Source organism: Streptomyces sp. NPDC050732, from assembly GCF_040654255.1.
In the GTDB taxonomy this organism is placed as follows: domain Bacteria; phylum Actinomycetota; class Actinomycetes; order Streptomycetales; family Streptomycetaceae; genus Streptomyces.
Map to the genome: position 1 here is coordinate 213,012 of NZ_JBFAHP010000001.1, position 19,564 is coordinate 232,575.

Below are 19,564 nucleotides of genomic sequence, written 5' to 3' on the forward strand. Positions count from 1 at the left end.
CACTTCAGGAGACGGTGGCCCCGGGCCGCTGGGGCGGGGCGATGCCCCCGGCCCCCGCCTCGTACAGCGCCTGCGCCGCCCGCAGCACCAGCACGTCCGCGTGGCGTGCGGCCACGAGCTGCACGCCGATGGGCAGCCCGTCCTCGTCCACCCCGCAGGGCACCGTGGCGGCGGGCTGCTGGGTCAGGTTGAAGGGGTACGTGAACGGGGTCCAGCCCGTCCACCGCCGGTGCCCCGACCCCTTCGGCACCTCGGCCCCCGCCTCGAACGCGGTGATCGGCAGCGTCGGCGTGACCAGCAGGTCGTACGTCTCGTGGAAGTGGCCCATGCGGCGCCCGAGGTCCATGCGGACGTCGACGGCCTCCAGATAGTCCAGCGCGCTGTACCGCGCGCCCTGCCCGCAGATCTCCCGCAGCCCTGGGTCGAGCAACTCCCGCCGTTCGGCGGGCAGATGGTGCACGACGCGCGCCGCCCCGCTGAACCACAGGGTGTGGAAGGCCTCCACCGGCTCCGAGAAGTCGGGGTCCGCCTCCTCGACGTACGCACCCTGGGCCGCCAGCGACTCCACCGCCCGCCGCACCGCCGCAGCGACGGCGGGCCGCACCGCGACCTGCCCGCCCAGCGACGGCGAGTAGGCGACGCGCAGCCCGCGCACCCCGTCGGCCAGGCCCGCGCGGAAACTCCCGTCCACCGCGCCCAGTTGGGACCAGTCGCGGGCGTCCGGGCCCGTGATCACGTCCATCATCAGCGCCGCGTCCGCCGCGTCCCGCGTCATCGGCCCCACATGGGCGAGCGTCCCGAAGGGGCTCGCCGGATACAGCGGCACCCGGCCGTACGTCGGCTTCAGCGCGAAGATCCCGCAGAACGCCGCCGGAATGCGCACCGAACCGCCGCCGTCCGTACCCAGCGACAGCGGGCCCGCGCCGAGGGACACGGCGGCCGCGCTGCCCCCGCTGGAACCGCCGGAGGTCCGCGACGGATCGTACGGATTTCGGGTGATGCCGCTCTGCGGACCGTCCGTCACGCCCTTCCACCCGAACTCCGGGGTCGTCGTGCGGCCGACGAACACCGCGCCGTGCTCGCGCAGCCGCGCCACCGACGGCGCGTCCTCGTTCCACTTCCCCTCCGGGCGCACCGTCAGCGAGCCGCGCAGCGTCGGCCCGCCGCGCATCAGGAGCAGGTCCTTCACGGACACCGGCACGCCGTCCACCAGACCCAGCGGCTCCCCCCGCCGCCACCGCTCCGCGCTCGCCCCGGCCTGCGCGAGCGTCGGCTCCGCCTCGATCCGCACGAACGCGTTCACCGTCGGCTGTGTCTCCTCGGCCCGCCGCAGCGCGGCCCGGGCCGCGTCGACCGGACTGAATTCGCCCTTGCGATAGCCGTCGACGAGTTGTACCGCGGTGAGATCCGTGAGCTCGGTCATGCAGGCTCCTCAGCAGACAGACGGGGTGACCGGGGAAGAGGGGCGGGGGAGAGGTGCGGGACGATCAATGGCCCGGGACATATCCGCGTTCCTTGTCCACCACGTTCGTCAGCGGCCGGCCCGCCGCCCACGCCTCGTACAGATCGACGAACTGAGCGCCCAGTTCGTCACGCCAGCCCACCGTGTCGCCGCTCATGTGCGGGGAGACGAGCAGACCGGGCGCCGTCCACAGCGGACTGTCCGCGGGCAGCGGCTCCCGCTCGAACACGTCGAGGGCGGCGCCCGCGATCCACCGCTTCGTCAGGGCGTCGACCAGGTCGTCCTCGACGACGAGGGGCCCGCGCCCGATGTTGATGAACCGCGCGGAGGGCTGCATGAGGCCGAAGCGCCGCGCGTCGAACATGCCGCGCGTGTCGTCCGTGAGCGGCGCCGCGCACACCACCCAGTCGGCCCGCGCCATCAGCCGGTCGAGCTCCTCCGCGCCGTGCACTCCGTCCCGCGCCGTGCGGCCCACCAGGGCCGTGATCATGCCGAGCCCCTTCAGCGTCCGCACTATGGTCCGCCCGATGGGCCCCGAACCGATCACGCACGCGCGCGTGCCCGCGATCCGCTGGGTCTCGCGGTGGCGCCAGGAGCGCTCCCGCTGCAGCTCCAGGGTGCGCGGCAGGTCCTTGGCCATGGCGAGCACCAGCGCGGCCACGTACTCGGCGATGGGCCGGTCGAAGATGCCCCTGGCGTTCGTCACCACCGTGTCGGACGCCGCGAGTTCGGGGCACATCAGGTGGTCGACGCCCGCGCTCGCGGTGTGCACCCAGCGGGGCCGCGGCCCCTCGCCCGGCCAGGCGCGGCGCACCGCGTCGGAGGTGAAGTCCCACACCAACAGCACGTCGGCGAGCGGCAGTCGGCCGACGAGCGCGCTCTCGTCCGTATGCACGATCCTGGCCCGCCCGGCCAGCCTTCCGAGGCGCGGCGGCGGGGCAGGGGGCGCCGCGTCAAGGACGAGGACGGTCGTTTCGGAAACCGTCGGGACACCGTTTCGCAATGAGATTCCGCTCCCCTGTCCGGAGGTACGGCCGAGCCGCGTCCAAAGACGACTCAGCCGTCTGAGATGTGCGGATTGACCACGCTCGCACCCGAACCTACCTTCGTCAACAGAGGTACTGCTGTACCGGCAGTGCAAGAACCAGTACTCTCCGTGCAGCCGCTCACACACAGCGTGCGGTACGCCCGCGCGGATCTCCCCGTCCCGACGTCCCGGCGCGTCGCCGGCATCGCTCGTCCCCGGCCCCCGGCCGGTCCCTGAATGCACGCACGAACTTGGGGACTGCTCATGGACGTCTCTTTTCTCGGCGGACCTCACCCTCAGCGCGGTGTGGGCGTCGTCGCCCCTTTCGACTTCGTCCTCGACCGCGAACTGTGGCGCTGGATCCCCGACGAGGTCTCCCTCCACCTGACCCGCACGCCGTACGTGCCCGTCGAGGTCAGCCTCGACCTGGCACGCCTCGTCAGCGAGCACGAGACGCTCGCCGAGGCGGTCCGCGCACTGACCGCCGCCGAGCCCGAAGTCCTCGCGTACGCCTGTACGTCGGGCAGTTTCGTCGGCGGCACCGCGGGGGAGCGCGCGATGTGCGAGGCGATGACGCGCGAGGGCGCGGTCGCCTCGGTGACCACGTCGGGCGCGCTCCTCGAAGCCATCGAGGAACTGGCCGCGCGGCGCATCGCGCTCGTCACGCCCTACACCTGGTCGGTCACCCAGGCCCTGGAGGAGTACCTGGCGGCGGCCGGGGTCTCCGTCACGGGCCGCGCCTACCTCGGCCTCACCCGGCACATCTGGAAGGTCCCCTACCGGGACGTGGCCGACATGGCGCGCCGCGCGGTCCTCGGCAGCGACGGCGGCGCCGACCTCCTCTTCATCAGCTGTACGAACCTGCCGACGTACGACGTCATCCCGCAACTGGAAGCGGAACTGCGCATGCCGGTGATCTCCGCGAACCAGGTGACGATGTGGTCCGCGCTGCGTCGGCTGGGTACCCGTGCGGTAGGGCCCTATCAGGCGCTGATCGATCCGACGGCACGGCCGGGCGCGAGCAGCCCGCTGAATCCGCCGGCGCCGCCGCAGGGCCTGCCCGAAGGACCACCCGCAGAAGGAGGAGGCTGGACGTGACGGCACTCGGATTTCTCTACCCGGGGCACTCGGCCGAGGACGACTATCCCCGCATGGAGCAGATGCTCGGCAGCGACGTCCGGCTGCAGGTCGTCCACACGGACATCGGCGAGGACGCCCACCGGGTCGACGCGCTCCTGGAGATGGGGTCGGCCGCACGGCTCGCCGCGGGCGTCGAGGAGCTGCGCCTGTCCGGTGCCGAGGCGGTGGTGTGGGCGTGCACCAGCGGCAGCTTCGTCCTCGGCTGGGAGGGCGCCCACGAGCAGGTCCGCGACCTGGCCGTGACGGCGGGGCTGCCCGCGTCCTCCACGTCGTTCGCCTTCGCCCACGCCGTCCGCGAGGTGGGGGCGGTCCGCGTCGCGGTCGCGGCGACGTATCCGGAGGACGTCACCGGTCACTTCTCGGAGTTCCTGAAGGCCGCGGGCGCCGAGGTCGTGTCGGTCAGGGGGAGCGGCATCATCACGGCCGCGGAGGTCGGCACGTGGGGCCGCGACGAGGTGTTCGCGCTGGCCCGCGCGGGCGACCACCCGGACGCCCAGGCGGTGCTCCTGCCGGACACGGCCCTGCACACGGCGGCGTACGTCCGCGACCTGGAGGCCGAGCTCGGCAAGCCGGTCCTGACGGCGAACCAGGTCACCGTCTGGGAGGCGCTGCGCCTCGCCCGGCGCAGGGTGAACGCGCCGGCGCTGGGCTTCCTGTTCACGAAGGAGCCGCTGGTGCAGGTCACGGGCTGAGGATCAGTCTGACCACCGTTAACGTCTGGACCGATCCGGAGACGTAGTACAGGACTATGGCCCCGTCGACCGTGGCCTCCCTGCGGTCGGGGTCGTCCCTGACCGGTGTGGAGCCGTGGCCGTACGGGTCCCGGCCCACGGTGCGCGCGAGGGTGGCGCGGAAGGCGTCGGCGTCGCCCATCTTGGTGAGGGTGTCGTCGGCAGGCGGCGCGTAGGTGACGCGGTAGCCCTTGCGGTGGCGGGGGCTCACGACGTGCCCCGCCTCTCGGCCTCGTCGGACGCGAGCCGGACGAGCCGGGCCTCGGCGGCGGGGTCGGGCACGGCTTCCAGCATCCAGTGCCGCATCACCGCGTGGATCTCGTCGACCCCGGCCGTGTTGATGGCCCGGTCGAACTCCGCGCGCCGCTCCTCGGGCAGGGCGGCGCGGATGTCCGGGAGGGTGTTGGGCACTTCGACCTCGACTCCGTCGACGAGGGTCTTCAGGGGATCTGCCATGGCCAGCACCGTAGCCGTGCGCCCGCCCCGCAGCGCAGGGGCGGGCCCGGGGAATAAAACGGAGTGAGCCTCCTGTTGCCGGTTCCGTAGCCACGAGAGCCACGAGACGACGTACGTACGCAGTGCAGGAGGCACCCCAAGTGACAGTGGACCCGACCGACGACGGCATCCGGGGCGAGCGGCTCGGCACCGCGCCCGTACCCCTGTCCGTCCTCGACCTCGTCACCGTCGGCGCCGGCCGCACCGCCACCGACGCGCTGCGCACCAGCGTCGACATCGCCAAGCTCGCCGAGGCCCGCGGCTACCACCGCTACTGGGTCGCCGAGCACCACTCCATGCCCGGCGTCGCCTCCTCGTCGCCGGCCGTGATCCTCGCCCATCTGGCCGCCCACACCGACCGCATCCGGCTCGGCTCCGGCGGCGTCATGCTGCCCAACCACGCCCCGCTCGTCATCGCCGAACAGTTCGGCACCCTGGAGGCGATGGCCCCGGGCCGCGTCGACCTCGGCCTCGGCCGCGCCCCCGGCACCGACGGCGCGACGGCGGCCGCCCTGCGCCGGACCGACCGCTTGAACGAAGGCGCCGACGACTTCCCCCAGCAGCTCGCCGAGCTCACCCGCTTCCTCGACGACGACTTCCCCGACGGGCACCCCTACGCCCGCATCCACGCCGTCCCGGGACCCGTCCAGGCGACCTCGCCCGGCGGCGTCCAGTCCCCGCACCGGCCGCCGCTCTGGCTGCTCGGCTCCTCCGGCTTCAGCGCCCGCCTCGCCGGCACCCTCGGCCTGTCGTTCGCCTTCGCGCACCACTTCTCCGCGCAGAACACGATCCCGGCCCTCGACCTCTACCGCGAGACGTTCCGGCCCTCCGCCGTCCTCGACGCCCCGTACGCCCTCATCGGCGTCTCGGCGCTCGCGACCGACGACGAGAAGGAGGCCCGCCGCCAGGTCATGGCCGCCGCGCTGAACATGGTCCGCCTGCGCACCGGCCGCCCCGGCCTCGTACCCACCCCCGAGGAGGCGGAGGCGTACCAGTTCAGCGAGATGGAGCGGGACTTCATCACCAGCTGGAACGCCAACGTCATCCACGGCACCGCCGACCAGGTCCGCACCGGCCTCGACGACCTCGCCAAGCGCACCGGCGCCGACGAACTGATGATCACGGGCAACGCGCACAGCGGCGACATCCGGCTGCGCTCCTACGAACTGATCGCGGACGCGTACGGCCTGCCGAAGGCGTAGCCGCGACCCCGCCTTCCTACGGCCGGGCGTCGTCCGGGTCGGGCACCGCGTTGTCCGCCGGGGCGTCGCTGCGGCCGTAGTGGCGCGTCGTGAACATGTACACCAGGCCCGCGAGCACCACGATGCCGCCGCTGAGCAGCACGATCCAGTTGTCGTACCAGGCGGCTTCGGGGGTGCGGGGCCAGGCGATGTTGACGATGGCGAAGATGCCGTAGGCGAGCGCCCCGAAGTTGACGACCATGCCCCAGCGGCCGAGCCGGTACTCGCCGCTCGGCTTCCAGCCCTTGAGGCGGGCCCGCAGCGCGGCCAGGACGACCATCTGGAACGACGCGTAGATGCCGAGGATCGCGAAGGACACGATCTTCGTCAGGGCGTTCTCCGAGATCAGCGAGCCGACGGCGATCAGCGCGGGCAGGATCGCCGCGATCAGCAGCGCGTACGGGGGGACCGCCCGCGCCTCCGAGAACTTCCGCAGCAGCCGGTGCCCGATGATCATCTCGTCACGGGCGTAGGAGTAGATCAGCCGCCCGGCCGCCGCCTGGAGGCTGATGGTGCAGGACAGGAACGAGATGAGGACGACGGCCATCACTGTCCGCGCGCCCGCCTCGCCGAGGGCGTCGAAGAGGACCCTGACCACCGGGTCCGAGTCCTCCCCGGAGATCACCGCCCGGTAGTCGACGACGGCGAGGAGCAGCGTCAGACAGGTGAACGTCGCCGCCGCCCCGCCCACGTAGATGGTCCGGCGCATCGCCTTCGGGATCACCTTGCCGGGGTGCTTGACCTCCTCGGCGACATCCCCGCAGGCCTCGAAGCCGTAGTACTGGTAGAAGCCGATGATCGCCGCGCCGAGGAAGACCGGCAGGTAGGAGCCGTCACCGGCCGCGCCGAAGTCGTCGAAGAGGACACCGAGGCCGTGGAAGCGGTGCGTGGTCAGCAGGATGATGCCGACGACGAGCGCGCCGAGCAGTTCCGCGCTGAAGCCGATCAGCGCCGCCCACGAAAGGGCCTTCGTACCCGCGTAGTTGATGAGCACGGAGATCACGATCAGCGCGATCGTGCACAGCACGGTGGTGTGCACGGTGGGGTCGAAGCCGAGCAGGATCGCGATGTAGGGCCCGGCGCCGTACGCGACGCTGGTGATCGTGACGAGCAGCGCCCACATGTAGACCCAGCCGGTCATCCAAGCCCAGCGTTTGCCCCAGAGGCGCCGCGCCCACGGGTAGACGCCGCCCGCGACCGGGTACTGCGCGACGACCTCGCCGAAGACCAGCGCCACGAGGAACTGCCCGCAGCCCGCCATGACGAAGGCCCAGATCATCGGGGGCCCGCCGTCGGCGAGCGCCGTGCCGAAGAGGGTGTACGTGCTCACCACGGGCGAGAGGTAGGTGAAGCCGAGGGCGAAGTTCGCCCACGGTCCCATGTCCTTGCGGAACTCCGACTTCTCTTCCCCGGGAGCCGTCTGCCCGTCGGCGTCCGGTGGTCCGGGGGCGGTCACTGGACGGGTCCTTCCCCGGCGGCCTGCCCCGGGGCGGGCCGGGCCATGATGAGGTCCGCCGCGCGTTCGGCGGCGAGCAGCACGGTCACCATCGGGTTGATGGACGGCATGGTCGGGAAGATCGAGGCATCCACGATGCGCAGCCCGTCGTGCCCGCGCAGCCGCAACTGCGGGTCGACCACCGCCATCGGGTCGTCCTCCGCGCCCATCCGGCAGGTGCCCGCCGGGTGGTAGACGGTGTGCGCGGCCCGCCGCCCGTACTCCGACAGGTCCGCGTCCGACGTGACGTCCGGCCCCGGCGCCACTTCACGCAGCAGCCAGTCGCTGAGCGGGGCGGTGGCCGCCACCTCGCGGGCGATCCGCAGCCCGTCGAGGATCGTGCGCTCGTCGTGCCCCTCCGGGTCGGTGAAGTAGCGGAAGTCCAGGGCGGGTTTGACGGTCGGGTCCGCGCTGCGCAGCCACATGCGGCCGATGGAGCGGGCGCGCGGCACGTTCGGCGTCATGCAGACGCCGTGTTCGGGGACGGGATAGCCGAGACGTTCCGTATTGACGGTGAACGGCACCTGGTAGAAGTGGAACATCAGGTCGGGCCGCGGGCCGCCCGTCGCGTCCCTGCGCAGGAAGAGACCGGCGTCGGAGTCCATCGCCGAGTTCGGCGGCAGCGGGCCGCGGGTCTCCCACACCATCACCGACTCGGGGTGGTCGAGCAGGTTCTCGCCGATCCCCGGCAGATCCGCGTGGACCTCGATGCCCAGGTCGCGCAGCTGGTCGGCGGGGCCGATGCCGGAGAGCATGAGCAGTCGCGGCGTGTCGATGGCCCCGGCGCAGAGCAGCACCTCCGCCTCGGCCTCCAGCGTCGACACCGACCCGTCGGGGTTGCGCACCTGCACCCGGGTGAAGCGCCCCTCCTCGTCCTGCAACAGCCGGTACGCCCAGGTCTCCAGACGCAGCGTCAGGTTCGGTCGGTCCATGATCGGATGCAGATACGCGACCGACGCGGATGACCGGTTGTTGGTCTCTGGGTCGTACGCGAGCGAGAAGAAGCCGGCGCCGTCGGTGAAGGGGCGGGCGTTGAAGTCGTCGACGACGGGGACGCCGAGCCGGGTGGCCGCCGCTGCGACGAAGTCCTGGGCGATGGCGTTACGGTCGGCGGCGCCGACGGGCACGATGGTGTTCTGCAGCCGCGACCGGTACGGCAGGATCGTCTCGGGACCCCACCCGTCGCAGCCGCTCGCCACCCACTCGTCGAGGTCCTGCGGGAACGGCAGGAAGCTGATCAGGGTGTTGTGCGAGGAGCAGCCGCCGAGCACCCGGGCCCGCGAGTGCAGGATGTGGGAGTTGCCGCGGGGCTGCTCCTCGGTGGTGTAGCCGTAGTCGAACTCGCCGCCGAGCAGGTTGATCCAGTTGCGGAGCTTCAGGATGCGGTCGTCGCCGACGTCGCTGGGCCCGCCCTCCACCACGCACACCCGGGAGGCCGGGTCCTCGCTCAGCCGCGCGGCCAGCACGGAGCCCGCCGTACCGCCGCCGATGATCAAGTAGTCGTAGACCGTCGTCTCGTCGCTCATGCCGTCGCCCTCTCTCTCGCCCCGCCTGGCCCTGTCCGCTCAGCCCTTGAACCAGCCGGAGGGGCCCGGCCGCAGGTTCTGGTAGATGTGCTTGGCCTCCTGGTACTCGCGCAGGCCGGTGGGCCCGAGCTCCCGGCCGAAACCGGAACGGCCGAAGCCGCCCCACTCCGCCTGCGGTACGTACGGGTGGAAGTCGTTGATCCAGACCGTGCCGTGCCGCAGCCGGGCGGCGACCCGCTGGGCGCGGCTCGCGTCGCTCGTCCAGACACCGCCCGCCAGGCCGTACCGCGTGTCGTTGGCCAGCTCCACGGCCTCGTCCTCGGAGCGGAACCGCTCCACCGTGACCACCGGGCCGAAGACCTCCTCCTGCACGATCCGCATGGAGCGGTCGCAGTCGGCGTAGATCGTGGGCAGCAGGAAGAAGCCGCGCGACAGCTCGGGGTCGTCCGGGCGGCGGCCGCCGCAGACGAGACGGGCCCCCTCGTCGCGGGCGATCTCCAGATAGCCCTCGACCTTCTCCCGGTGCTCCGCCGAGCTGAGCGGCCCGCTCTCGGTCTGCGGGTCCATGCCGTTGCCGAGCCGGATGGCGCTCGCGCGGGCGGCGAGCCGCTCCACGAACCGGTCGTGCAGGGAGTCCTCCACGAGGAGCCGCGACCCGGCCGAGCAGACCTGCCCCGAGTGCAGGAACGACGCCTCAAGGGCGTGGTCGACGGCGGCCTCGAAGTCGCAGTCCGCGAAGACCACGTTCGGGTTCTTGCCGCCGAGCTCCAGCGCGAGGTTCTTCACGCCCGGCGCGCACGCCTCCATGATCCGGCGCCCGGTGGCGAGACCGCCGGTGAAGGAGACCAGGTCCACATCGGGGTGGGCGGACATGGCGGCGCCGACGGTGGCACCCGGGCCGAGCACGAGGTTCGCGACCCCGGCCGGAGCGCCCGCCTCGGCGATCAGCCGCATCATGTGGATCGTGGAGAGCGGCGTCGTCTCGCTGGGCTTCAGCACGAAGGTGTTGCCCGCGACGAGCGCGGGGGCGACCTTCCAGGAGGCCTGCAGCAGCGGGTAGTTCCACGGCGCGATCAGCGCGCACACCCCGATGGGGTGGTACGTGACGCGGCTCAGCACGTCCGGGCCGACGTCCACGACCCGCCCGCCGTCCTTGTCGGCGATCTCGGCGAAGTACCGGAACGCGTTCGACACGTCCTCGACGTCGATCCGCGCCTCGGCGAGCGTCTTGCCGGTGTCGAGCGACTCGACGTGCGCGATCTCCTCCTGGTCCCGCAGCAGGAACCGCGCCACCCGGAGCAGCACGTCGGCGCGCTCCCGGGTGGGCGTCTCCGGCCAGTCGCCGCGGTCGAAGGCGCGCCGGGCGGCCCGTACGGCGAGATCGACGTCCGCCTCGCCGGCGTCGTCGACCTGCTGGATGACGGACGCGTCGAACGGATTGACGACCTCCCGCCGCCCGCCTTGGACGGCCCCGGTCCACTCGCCGTCGACGAACAGTTCCGGCATCGTGGGCTCCCTAGCTCTCGTCCTCGTCAGGTGCCGAGGTCACCCACCGGCACGCACACCGGGCACCAACATCGTCCGATCGGCGTGCACCGGCCACGGGGACGCACCGGCCGGGGGAGGGTTGGCCGCAGATGTGACCTGGTTGGGCTAGGGAGAGAGCCGGGCAGGGCCGGGGTCAGGCCGCCCCGCCCAGCAGTACGGAGATACGATCCGCCGGAACCGGCCGGGAGTAGAGCCACCCCTGCCCCGTGTCGCACCCGATCCGCCGCAGCCGCGCCGCCTGCGCCGCGGTCTCCACGCACTCCGCGGTCACGGTGAGCCCCAGCCGGTGCGCGAGCTGCACCATCGCCTCGACGATGACCTCGTCGGCGGGGTTGGTGTGCTGCTCGCCCTCCTCGTACTGGAAGCCCCGCACGAAGGAACCGTCCAGCTTCAGGACGGACACCGGCAGCCGGCTCAGATACGCGAGGTTCGAGTACCCCGTCCCGAAGTCGTCGATGGCGATCCGCACCCCCATGTCGCTGAGCGCCTGGAGTGCCTGCAACGGGCGGCCCGCCGACCCCATGACGGCGGACTCGGTGAGCTCAAGCTGCAACAGGTGCGCGGACAGCCCGGTCTCGGTGAGGATCTCCGCGACGTCGGCGACCAGATCCGAGTCCCACACCTGCCGCACGGCCACGTTGACGCTGACGAAGACCGGATCCCGGTCGGGGTGGTCCAGCTGCCAGCGCCGGGCCTGCCGGCAGGCGCTCCGCAGCACCCAGCGGCCGAGCTGCACGATCGACCCGTCCTCTTCGGCCAATCCGATGAACCGATTCGGCGTGAGGAGGCCGAACTGCGGATGCTGCCACCGCACCAGCGCCTCGACCCCGTGCAGCCCCTCGTCGTCGAGCCCCACCAGCGGCTGGTACTCCAGGACGAACTCGTCGCGGTCGACGGCGGGCCGCAGCGAGCTGGAGAGGGCCTGGCGGGTCATGCGGTGGGCGTTGCGCTCGGGGTCGAAGAGCGTCCAGCGGGCCTTGCCGTCCGTCTTCGCCCAGTACAGCGTGGTGTCGGCGGCCTGCATCAGCCCCGTCGTGGTGGTGCCGGCGGCGCGCCGCTCCACGACGCCGATGGACGCGGAGACGGAGAGCCGCTGCCCGGACAGGTCGAAGGGTTCCTGGAGGGCCTGCAGCGTCGTCTCGGCGAGCTCCGCCAGCTGGTCCGTGCCGGTCGACTCCTCGACGAGCAGCGCGAACTCGTCGCCGCCGAGCCGCGCGACCAGCGGCGCCGCCGCCCTGCCGTACCCGGCCCGGTCGGCGCAGCGCGTGAGCCGCTCCGCGACGGCGGCGAGCAGCCGGTCCCCGACCCGGTGGCCGAGGGTGTCGTTGACCGCCTTGAACCCGTCGAGGTCGAGGTAGCAGAGCCCGATCCGGCCGGTGCTCGTGTCGTCGTACGTCCCCGCTTCGAGCGCGGACGCGAGGCGCTCGAAGAAGAGGTTGCGGTTGGGCAGCCGGGTCACCGGGTCGTGCATCTGCACATGGCGCAGCCGGGCCTGGAGCTCGCGGCGCGCGCTGATGTCGGTGGCGGCGAGCAGCACGGTGCCGCCGTCGGCCCGGTCGGCGGCCCCCGGCATGGGCTCCACCGTGACCTGCACCCACAGGGAGTGCCCGTCGGGGTGCTTCAGGCGCCGGGTGCAGCGCAGCCGGGCCTGCCGGCCGCGGAGCACCTCCAGGTACGTGTGCCAGGTGCGGGCGTCGGACGCCAGGTCGATCAGGTCGGCGGCGACCCGCCCCGCGAGCGCGCCGGGGGCCTCCCCGAAGAGGTCGGCCAGTGCGTCGTTGGCGCTGATGACGAGGCCCTCGCCGTCGACGACCGCGAGGGGCAGCGGGGCGGCCGCGAAGGCGGCGCGGTAGTCGGACCGCTCCGTGCGGCGACGCTCCGTGACATCGGGGCGGGTCCGGCCGGGTGCTGTGGCCGTGGGGGTGGGCCCTTCGGACGTTCCGTTCACCGCTTGCTCCCGCAGTGCAGTTTGTTCTCGAACAGGTCTCGTCGGGCGGCGGGCAGGTGGCGGGTGGTGGTGTGGGGACCGGGCCCGCGCAGGAAAGTGTGCCGATCATAGAGGTTGGCCGGACGGCCGTTCCAGCCGTATCGCCGGGCCGGGTGGACGCCACCCCGGTCGGCAGATCGTTTCTGCTCGGCCCTGAACTGCTTCCGTTGCGACCCGATCGCTTGTGACGTTCCGTGAGCGGTCGGGGTGTCGCCCCCTCGCCTCGTACTCACTCGGAAGGGCCAGACAAACAGGGCAGAGGTCTGCAAAACGTCACAAGGTGGGTGGGGTGTCCCGCATTCCGCACCCGGAGGTCGACGTGCCGCGTCAGCTCCCCCCTTGGGGACTCACCCGTGGAGGGGAGAAATCCCGCCTGCGCAGCACCGCCGCCTTCATCACCTCGCTCACCGCGCTGGCCGCCACCTCACTGGTCGCGGGCCCCGCGACCGCCGAGTCCACCGCGGGGCCCTGCGCCCTGCGCCGCACCGCCGCGCACCACTCGGAGGGCCTCGACACCTGGAACACCGCCTATCCGCGCCCGGCCAGGACGCTGAACGCGGCGATGGTGTTCCTGTCCTTCCCGGACTCCCCGCCGCTGACCACCCCCGGCGAACTGGCCGCCGACCACTTCCCGGCCACCAGCCGGTTCTTCGAGCGCGCCTCGTACGGCAAGTTCACACTGGTCCCGCACCCGCAGCGCGCGTGGGTCGAGATGCCGGACGACTCCCTCTCGTACGCCATACAGCGCGACTGGAACCCCAAGCGCCGCGCCGCCTATCTGCGGGACGCGGTGGCCGCGGCCGATCCGCACGTGGACTTCTCGCGGTACGACATCGTGTACTTCGTCGCCGACCCGGACGCGCCCGGCGTCGACTCGGACGCCACGAAGGTGGTGAACTTCGACCGGCCGATGCGGGCCGACGGCACGGACATCCGGCGCATCGTCACCGTCTTCGAACGGCATCCGCCCGACCGCAACGTCCTGGCCCACGAGACGGGCCACATCTTCGACCTGCCCGACCTGTACCACCGGCCCACCGACGGCAAGGGCGACTGGGACACCCACGTCGGCGACTGGGACGTCATGGGCAGCCAGTTCGGACTCGCCCCCGACCTCTTCGGCTGGCACAAGTGGAAGCTGGGCTGGCTGGAGCCGCGGCAGGTGCGGTGCGTGGGCGCGGGGACCGAGCGGCTCACCCTGGAACCGCTGGCGGCGGACTTGCCGCCCGGCGCCCTCGGCGGCACCAGGCTCGCGGTCGTCCGCACGGGCCGGGACGCGGTGCTCGCCCTGGAGGCGCGCGGTCCCGTCGGCAACGACCACGCCGCGTGCACGGAGGGCGTACTCCTCTACGAGGTGCGGAACGGGACGGCCTCGGGCAGCGGCCCCGTCGAGGTCGTCGACGCCCATCCGGAGTCCGAGTCCTGCTGGGGCGACTCGGTCTACCCGCAGCTGGCGGACGCGCCGGTACGGGCCGGCGAGAGCTTCACGGTGCCCGGCCACGACGTGCGCGTCGAGGTGGCGGGGCGGACGGCTTCGGGGGCGTGGACGGTGGAGGTCACGACGGGCTGAGAGCCCGTCCTTGCAGTCCTTGCAACCCGGGTCGCACACGCGAGAAGCCCCCCGCTTCCGCGAGGGGCTTCTCACCGTCTGTGCGCCGCCAGGGACTCGAACCCCGGACCCGCTGATTAAGAGTCAGCTGCTCTAACCAACTGAGCTAGCGGCGCCTGCTGACGTCGTAGACCTTAGCACTCTGATCGCCGCGAGGAAAAATCGATAAGCGGACGGCGGGGGACGGCGGGGGACGCCGCCGACCTGGCCGCCCGTACGCAGGCCCAGAGGAACACGTCGGGCCCCGGGAGCCACGGATGGCGGGCGTCGGGAGCCACCAGCCAGCGCGATCCGAGGTGCCCGCCGGGCTCCCCGCCCGCCACGAGCGGCGGCACGGTGACCGCGTCGCCCGTGCCGTGACAGAGCACGGACGGGACCGCGGGGCCCCACTCCTCCCACTCCAGGAGGGCGGGCAGGCGCTGCGCGGTGCCCGGAGAAGCGAAGAGCAGGACCCGCCCCCGGTGCGCGGCGACGGGCCCCGATCCTGGGCCCTCCCCCCACAACCGGTCGAGCATCCGGCGCCCGAAGACCGCGGGGACGCTCACCACGTCGAACGCGGACCCGCAGGGAAGCACGGCGGGGGCGGCGGGCCGGCTCCGCCAGAGGGCGAGAGCGCTGCGCGAATACGTCTCGGCCGAGGCGAGCCAGGCGGCTCCCTCCGCGGTGACGTCACAGACGTCGTGACCACAGACGTCATGGCTGGGCGAGGGACTGCTCATGCCGTACATCTACCGAAAGTGAACGCCGCGTTTCCGGGAGTTGCCGGAAAAGGGGACGGTGAGGGGCGCGGGGGAGTACCTTGCCCCCGCCCGGCATATGCCAGAAGATCGCGAACGGCCCGGCTCCCCGACACCGGGGCACCCGGAGCATCGGGGGCATCGGGTTAATGCTTGTCCGCCCCGCCCCGCATCAGATCCCGGCCGTACTCCACCATCTTCTTCGCGTAGTCCTCGGTCCACTCCGCGCGCTCCGCGATCAGCGCGGGCGTCAGCCGGTCGAAGCGGCGCGGGTCGGCGAGCTGGGCGGCCGCCATGGCCTGAAACTCGATGGACCGGTCCGTCGCGGCACGGAACGCGTGCGTCAGCTCGGTGGCGCGGTCGAGGAGCTCACGCGGATCCTCGATCGACTCCAGGTCGAAGAAGTGCTCGGGATCGGCCGTGGCCTCCGCCGGCTCGAAGAGCAGGGGCGCGGGGCGCATGCGCTGTTCGGTGCGCTGTTCGGTCCGGGGCCGCTCGGACTCCGCCATGGTTGTTTCCTCCTCGTACGGTGCGCGCCGTCCGTCCGGTACCGGCCGACTCCCATTCTCCCTTGCCGCGCAAGTACGCCGCCGGGCGCTGTGCGAGGCCGCTCACGCGGTGCTGTGCAGGGACCCGCCGGGCGCTGTGCAGGGGCGCGGGGAACTGCGCGCTCAGCCCGCGACGGGCCGCAGTCGCGGGCGCGGCGATCTCGGCAGGCGCGTCTGCGGCTGGTTCGTGGTTGCTCGCGCAGTTCCTCGCGCCCCTAGCGGGGCCGCCAAGGGACGCGGTGCTCGGCGAGGCGGGCCAGCACCGCATGGTTGGCCTCCCAGCCGTCGGGGAACTTCACCGTGACGCCCAGCTGGACCGGCTCCGTCGACGGGTGGTCGTCGAGCAGGGCGCTGACGCCCGCGCGGCAGACGACGATGCAGGCGTGCCGGTGGCGGGACGTCAGAACGCAGAGGCGCCCCGTCTCCAGGTGGAACGCCGTGGCGTCCGGACGCCCGGACAGCGGATGCAGCACGACCGTCACGTCGTACTCGCGGCCCTGGAGGCGATTGGCCGTGTCCACCGTGACGTCAAGGACGCCGACGTCCGCGAGGGCGGCACGCACCGCTGCCGCCTGGTCGCGGTGGGCGGTGCCGACGGCGATCCGGTCGGCGGTGAGCGGGGCGGGATCGGGCCCGCGCTCGGAGGTCGCCGCGCCGCCCCGGTCCAGGAGGCGGCGCACGACCTGCGCCACCGCGCGGACGGCCTCCGGATCCGTACGCGGCGTGTTCCGCGCGGGCAGCTCCAGCAGTCCCCACCCCGACTCCGCCGCCTCGTCGATCACCCGGTCAGGGGCCGAACCGTCCGACGGCACCCCGAAGCTGAGCACCCGGTCCCCGCGCCCCGTGCCGCTGCGGAACGGCGTGTACGGATAGAACGCGTCCGAGACGAGCGGCGCCGCCGAGGCGGGCAGCCGCCAGGACACCGGCAGGCGGTGCTGCGGCAGTTCGGGATTGTGGGCGAGCAGCGTCGACACGGCGGACGCCGACGGATCGTACGAGAGACCGGCCCACTGCTCGGCGCCGACGATGGAGAAGGGGTCCAACTGCCCCGGGTCGCCCACGAACAGCGCCCGCTCGAAGAGCCCCGCCACGGCGAGCAGCGCGTCCGAGCGCATCTGGTACGCCTCGTCGACGATGGCGTGGCCCCACGGTGCGTCGAGCTGGTCGGCCTTGACGTGCGCCCACTTCGCGGCCGTCGAGATGACGACGTCGAGGCCCGCCAGATCCCCCGCCTTCGTCGACTTGCGGACGTTCGCGAGGCCGTCGAGCGCCTTGTCGTACGGATCGGGGTCACTGCTGTGCAGCCGCCCCACCGGAAGCTCCGGGTCCTTCTCGGCGAGCCGCAGGACCAGGTCGTCCACCTGCGCGTTCGTCTGCGCGATCACCATCAGCGGGCGGCCCGCCGCGGCCAGTTCGCGGGCCGCGCGGACCACGAGTGTCGACTTTCCGGCCCCGGGCGGCGAGTCGACCACGACACCGCGGTGCGTGCCGTGCAGCGTGTCGTGGAGGATCGCCTCCGTGGCGCGCGCGGCCTCGGCGCCGGGGTCGAACGTGCCGCCCGCGGGCGGGGCGAGCTGGATCACAGGGTGTCCTCCGCGGTCACGGGGTCGGGACTCTCCGCGGCGCCCGCCGGCGGGCCGCCGTGGGTCCATGGGGTGGCTTCGGGGTCGGGCAGCTTGGGGCCGCCGCGCTGCTCGTGCTCGAAGAGCGTCCAGCAGATCCGGTCCCCCTTCTCGGGGACGGAACCGGGCTCGGGCTCCTTGCCGCGCCCCATCTTGTCGACCAGCCGCAGCACGACAACTTCCTTGCCGCTACCGCCGCTACTGCCGCTCCCGCCGCCCTCGTACGCCACGAACTCCGCGGTCTGCGGCTTGTCCCCGAGCGCGCGGTACACCTTCGTGCGCTCCCCGAGGTGCGGCTCGTCGTCCGTGCGGACGGTGATCAGGGGGCGCGGCCGCGGGCTCTTCCCCTCGCTGTACGCCATGACGACCTCGGTCACCTCGCCGACGAAGGCCTCCCCCGCGAGGCGGCGGCCCGCCATCACCAGCGGATCGTCGAGGGCCTCCTGGGCGTCCAGGCGGGCCTGTTCGCGCTCGCGCGTCGCCAGTTTGTTCGCCGCGGTGACCGCGTCGTCGACGCGCGGCTGCGGCGGCTCGCCGGCCGCCACCCGGTCGCGGTGGCCGGTGAACGACCAGCGGTCGCGGGTCCACCGGTCGGCGGCGTGCGGCGCCTCGGGAAGCGTGCACAGGGCGTCGAGGCCGCGCCACACGGCGTCCCAGGTGGGGCGCGTCCTGCTGTCGATCAGGGCGTGGATCTCCCGCTCGGCGGCGGTCAGGAGCGCCAGCCGCTCGTCCGCCTCGACACCGTCCTCGGCGGCCGCCAGGGCGGTGCGCGCGCGGTCGTAGCGCTCGATGGCGGGGGCCAGCAGGTCGTTGTCGAACGCCGGGTCGGTGGCGGGGCCCGCGGGCGGACACAGCAGCTGGCCGTCCCCGTCCCGGGCCAGCTCGGCGCGGAGCGCGGCCTCGGCGCCCGAGGTGCCCTCCGGGGCCTCGATCCAGGCGAGCAGGGCGCCCAGGTGCTGGTCCTCCAGGCTGGACTGGCCCGTCGCCCAGTGCCGGGACAGCAGCTCGGTCATGGCGACGAGCAGGGACGACCCGGGGACGCGGGCCCGCTCCCCGAAGTGCGTCAGCCAGCGGCCGAGGAGGGGGACGCGGGGCGGGGCGGGGTACGGCGCGTCGGGGTCCTGCTCGGCGGTGCGGCGAAAGCGCATGGACCGGCCGAGGAGCCGTACGAACTCGATGCCCGCGCGGCTCGGCACGATCAGCTGCGGCGCGTCCGTGCAGAGCTCGACCTCGACCTTGACCCGCTTGCCGGTCTCCGGATCGGTCTCGTTGCGCTCGGCGGCCTCGACGTCCTGCGCGAACGCGTCCACGTACGGCAGAACGATCTCCGCGAGCTGCGCGAGGAACGCGAAGCGGAGGTCGCGGTCGCGGGGCTGCGGCACGACGAGCAGACGGGGCGAGGTGCGCTCCGTCCCGACGAGCGCACCGAGCGGGGCACCGGCCTCACCGGCGGTGATGAGCGGCACGAGAACGAGCGGCCGCCGCGCCACGTGCCGGTGCCGCACCGTCGCCCTCGGCTGCGCCCGCCCCGTACCGACCGCCTCCAACCGAGCAAGCCCATCGATCAACGACACGGAAACTCCCCTCTCGCCCGCGCACGACCCCTACCGACCCGAACGCACCTACCCGCCCCCCGACGGCCCGACGGCGAGCACCCGCCACCACCCGGCTCGGCACCGACACCCCGAACGGGCCCCGCGAAGCCAGCCGGCCAGAAGCCGACGGGCTGACCGCCGGGCTGCGGTCGGCTCGGCCGGAAGCCGCCGAACGGGCCACCGCTTTCGACGCCGGCACCCCGCCCCCCAGGCTCGGCACCACTCGGCCGGGAGCCGACGGGCTGACCGCCGGGCTGCGGGCGGCTCGGCCGGGAGCCGCCGAACGAGCCACCGCTTCCGGCGCCGGCACCCCGCCCCCCAGGCTCGGCACCACTCGCCCGGGAGCCGACGGATTGTTCGCCGGGCGCCGCGTGGGCAGCCCGCCCACCGGCCACGGTGCCGCTCGGCCGGGACCCGACGGGCTCCTCGCCTCGTCCCGCGCCGGCACCCCACCCCGCAGGCCTGGTGCCACTCGGCCGGGAGCCGACGGACTGTTCGCCGGATGCCGCGTCGGCAGCACTGCCGCCGGCCTCGCCGCCCGGCTGGGTGGGGACAGAAACGGCATCACGTGGCCCGCGGTCCGACCCGCCGCCCGGCTCACCGCAAGCGGCCTGACCGCCGTGGGTGAGGCTCGGCGGAGCGGTACCGGGATGAGCCGTATCCGGCGGGCAGCCCGGCACGGCATGGCCCGGCGCGCCGACGCCCGGCCGCGCGTCGGCGGGCTGACGGGCAGGCGCGGTGCCGCTCGGTCGTCCGCCGGCGGTGCGGTCGGCCGGCACGGCATGGGTCGGCCGGCTGCTG

Annotated in this window: 15 protein-coding genes, 1 tRNA gene and 1 pseudogene; 4 read left to right on the top strand and 13 right to left on the bottom strand. The window is 73.1% G+C overall.

Going from position 1 to position 19,564, the window contains the following annotated elements; all coding sequences use genetic code 11:
* Window positions 1–4: 4 nt before the first annotated feature.
* Complete coding sequence (locus AB0H82_RS00960) at window positions 5–1,423, bottom strand: amidase (protein WP_362987359.1); 1,419 nt, start codon at window positions 1,421–1,423, stop codon at window positions 5–7.
* 64 nt (window positions 1,424–1,487) lie between these two features.
* Window positions 1,488–2,465: a D-2-hydroxyacid dehydrogenase gene (locus AB0H82_RS00965; RefSeq protein WP_362987361.1), complete on the bottom strand. Its 978-nt coding sequence runs from the start codon at window positions 2,463–2,465 to the stop codon at window positions 1,488–1,490.
* A gap of 288 nt (window positions 2,466–2,753) precedes the next feature.
* Between AB0H82_RS00965 and AB0H82_RS00970 the strand changes: the two genes are divergently transcribed.
* Together AB0H82_RS00970 and AB0H82_RS00975 are read left to right on the top strand one after the other, a co-directional pair.
* The gene (locus tag AB0H82_RS00970) at window positions 2,754–3,587 is read left to right on the top strand and encodes a decarboxylase (RefSeq protein WP_362987363.1); all 834 of its coding nucleotides are present in this window, start codon (window positions 2,754–2,756) and stop codon (window positions 3,585–3,587) included.
* Complete coding sequence (locus tag AB0H82_RS00975) at window positions 3,584–4,321, top strand: decarboxylase (RefSeq protein WP_362987365.1); 738 nt, start codon at window positions 3,584–3,586, stop codon at window positions 4,319–4,321. Before AB0H82_RS00970 ends, AB0H82_RS00975 begins: the two co-directional genes overlap by 4 nt.
* Here AB0H82_RS00975 and AB0H82_RS00980 read toward each other — a convergent pair.
* Window positions 4,311–4,502 (bottom strand): hypothetical protein, encoded by a 192-nt coding sequence (locus tag AB0H82_RS00980; protein ID WP_362987714.1) that lies wholly within the window; start codon window positions 4,500–4,502, stop codon window positions 4,311–4,313. The genes AB0H82_RS00975 and AB0H82_RS00980 overlap by 11 nt on opposite strands.
* Before the next feature lie 65 nt (window positions 4,503–4,567).
* Window positions 4,568–4,816 (bottom strand): hypothetical protein, encoded by a 249-nt coding sequence (locus AB0H82_RS00985; RefSeq protein WP_362987367.1) that lies wholly within the window; start codon window positions 4,814–4,816, stop codon window positions 4,568–4,570.
* A gap of 146 nt (window positions 4,817–4,962) precedes the next feature.
* Here AB0H82_RS00985 and AB0H82_RS00990 point away from each other — a divergent pair, with 146 nt between their 5' ends.
* Window positions 4,963–6,057, top strand: a complete 1,095-nt coding sequence (locus AB0H82_RS00990; RefSeq protein WP_362987716.1) for an LLM class flavin-dependent oxidoreductase — start codon at window positions 4,963–4,965, stop codon at window positions 6,055–6,057.
* A 16-nt stretch (window positions 6,058–6,073) separates the two neighbouring features.
* Here AB0H82_RS00990 and AB0H82_RS00995 read toward each other — a convergent pair whose 3' ends face one another.
* The 4 genes from AB0H82_RS00995 to AB0H82_RS01010 form a co-directional block, all read right to left on the bottom strand.
* Window positions 6,074–7,552: an APC family permease gene (locus tag AB0H82_RS00995; RefSeq protein WP_362987369.1), complete on the bottom strand. Its 1,479-nt coding sequence runs from the start codon at window positions 7,550–7,552 to the stop codon at window positions 6,074–6,076.
* Window positions 7,549–9,117, bottom strand: coding sequence for a GMC oxidoreductase (locus AB0H82_RS01000; protein WP_362987371.1), 1,569 nt, complete (start codon window positions 9,115–9,117; stop codon window positions 7,549–7,551). The genes AB0H82_RS00995 and AB0H82_RS01000 overlap by 4 nt, the downstream gene beginning before the upstream one ends.
* Before the next feature lie 39 nt (window positions 9,118–9,156).
* Complete coding sequence (locus AB0H82_RS01005) at window positions 9,157–10,623, bottom strand: aldehyde dehydrogenase family protein (RefSeq protein ID WP_362987373.1); 1,467 nt, start codon at window positions 10,621–10,623, stop codon at window positions 9,157–9,159.
* Window positions 10,624–10,798: 175 nt separating this feature from the next.
* Entirely contained in the window at window positions 10,799–12,613 is a 1,815-nt protein-coding gene (locus AB0H82_RS01010; RefSeq protein WP_362987375.1) for an EAL domain-containing protein, read from the bottom strand.
* A 328-nt stretch (window positions 12,614–12,941) separates the two neighbouring features.
* Between AB0H82_RS01010 and AB0H82_RS01015 the strand changes: the two genes are divergently transcribed.
* Window positions 12,942–14,222, top strand: a complete 1,281-nt coding sequence (locus AB0H82_RS01015) for a M6 family metalloprotease domain-containing protein (protein ID WP_362987377.1) — start codon at window positions 12,942–12,944, stop codon at window positions 14,220–14,222.
* Between the two features lie 81 nt (window positions 14,223–14,303).
* Here the strand turns inward: AB0H82_RS01015 and AB0H82_RS01020 are convergent.
* The 5 genes and pseudogenes from AB0H82_RS01020 to AB0H82_RS01040 all read right to left on the bottom strand — a co-directional run bounded on the left by AB0H82_RS01020 (window position 14,304) and on the right by AB0H82_RS01040 (window position 18,742).
* Window positions 14,304–14,377 (bottom strand) — tRNA-Lys (locus AB0H82_RS01020).
* Window positions 14,368–14,980 (bottom strand): annotated as a pseudogene (locus tag AB0H82_RS01025) (bifunctional DNA primase/polymerase). The gene AB0H82_RS01020 and the pseudogene AB0H82_RS01025 overlap by 10 nt, the downstream one beginning before the upstream one ends.
* Before the next feature lie 164 nt (window positions 14,981–15,144).
* Window positions 15,145–15,507, bottom strand: a complete 363-nt coding sequence (locus AB0H82_RS01030; RefSeq protein ID WP_362987379.1) for a hypothetical protein — start codon at window positions 15,505–15,507, stop codon at window positions 15,145–15,147.
* Window positions 15,508–15,761: 254 nt separating this feature from the next.
* Complete coding sequence (locus AB0H82_RS01035) at window positions 15,762–17,126, bottom strand: AAA domain-containing protein (RefSeq protein WP_362987718.1); 1,365 nt, start codon at window positions 17,124–17,126, stop codon at window positions 15,762–15,764.
* Entirely contained in the window at window positions 17,126–18,742 is a 1,617-nt protein-coding gene (locus tag AB0H82_RS01040; RefSeq protein WP_362987381.1) for a hypothetical protein, read from the bottom strand. The genes AB0H82_RS01035 and AB0H82_RS01040 overlap by 1 nt, the downstream gene beginning before the upstream one ends.
* Window positions 18,743–19,564: the final 822 nt, after the last annotated feature.

Excerpts from the sequence above, each read along its gene's own strand:
- AB0H82_RS00960 (WP_362987359.1), bottom strand. The coding sequence starts at position 1,423 with ATGACCGAGCTCACGGATCTCACCGCGGTACAACTCGTCGACGGCTAT.
- AB0H82_RS00970 (WP_362987363.1), top strand. The coding sequence starts at position 2,754 with ATGGACGTCTCTTTTCTCGGCGGACCTCACCCTCAGCGCGGTGTGGGC.
- AB0H82_RS00980 (WP_362987714.1), bottom strand. The coding sequence starts at position 4,502 with ATGGGCGACGCCGACGCCTTCCGCGCCACCCTCGCGCGCACCGTGGGC.
- AB0H82_RS00985 (WP_362987367.1), bottom strand. The coding sequence starts at position 4,816 with ATGGCAGATCCCCTGAAGACCCTCGTCGACGGAGTCGAGGTCGAAGTG.
- AB0H82_RS01000 (WP_362987371.1), bottom strand. The coding sequence starts at position 9,117 with ATGAGCGACGAGACGACGGTCTACGACTACTTGATCATCGGCGGCGGT.
- AB0H82_RS01005 (WP_362987373.1), bottom strand. The coding sequence starts at position 10,623 with ATGCCGGAACTGTTCGTCGACGGCGAGTGGACCGGGGCCGTCCAAGGC.
- AB0H82_RS01030 (WP_362987379.1), bottom strand. The coding sequence starts at position 15,507 with ATGGCGGAGTCCGAGCGGCCCCGGACCGAACAGCGCACCGAACAGCGC.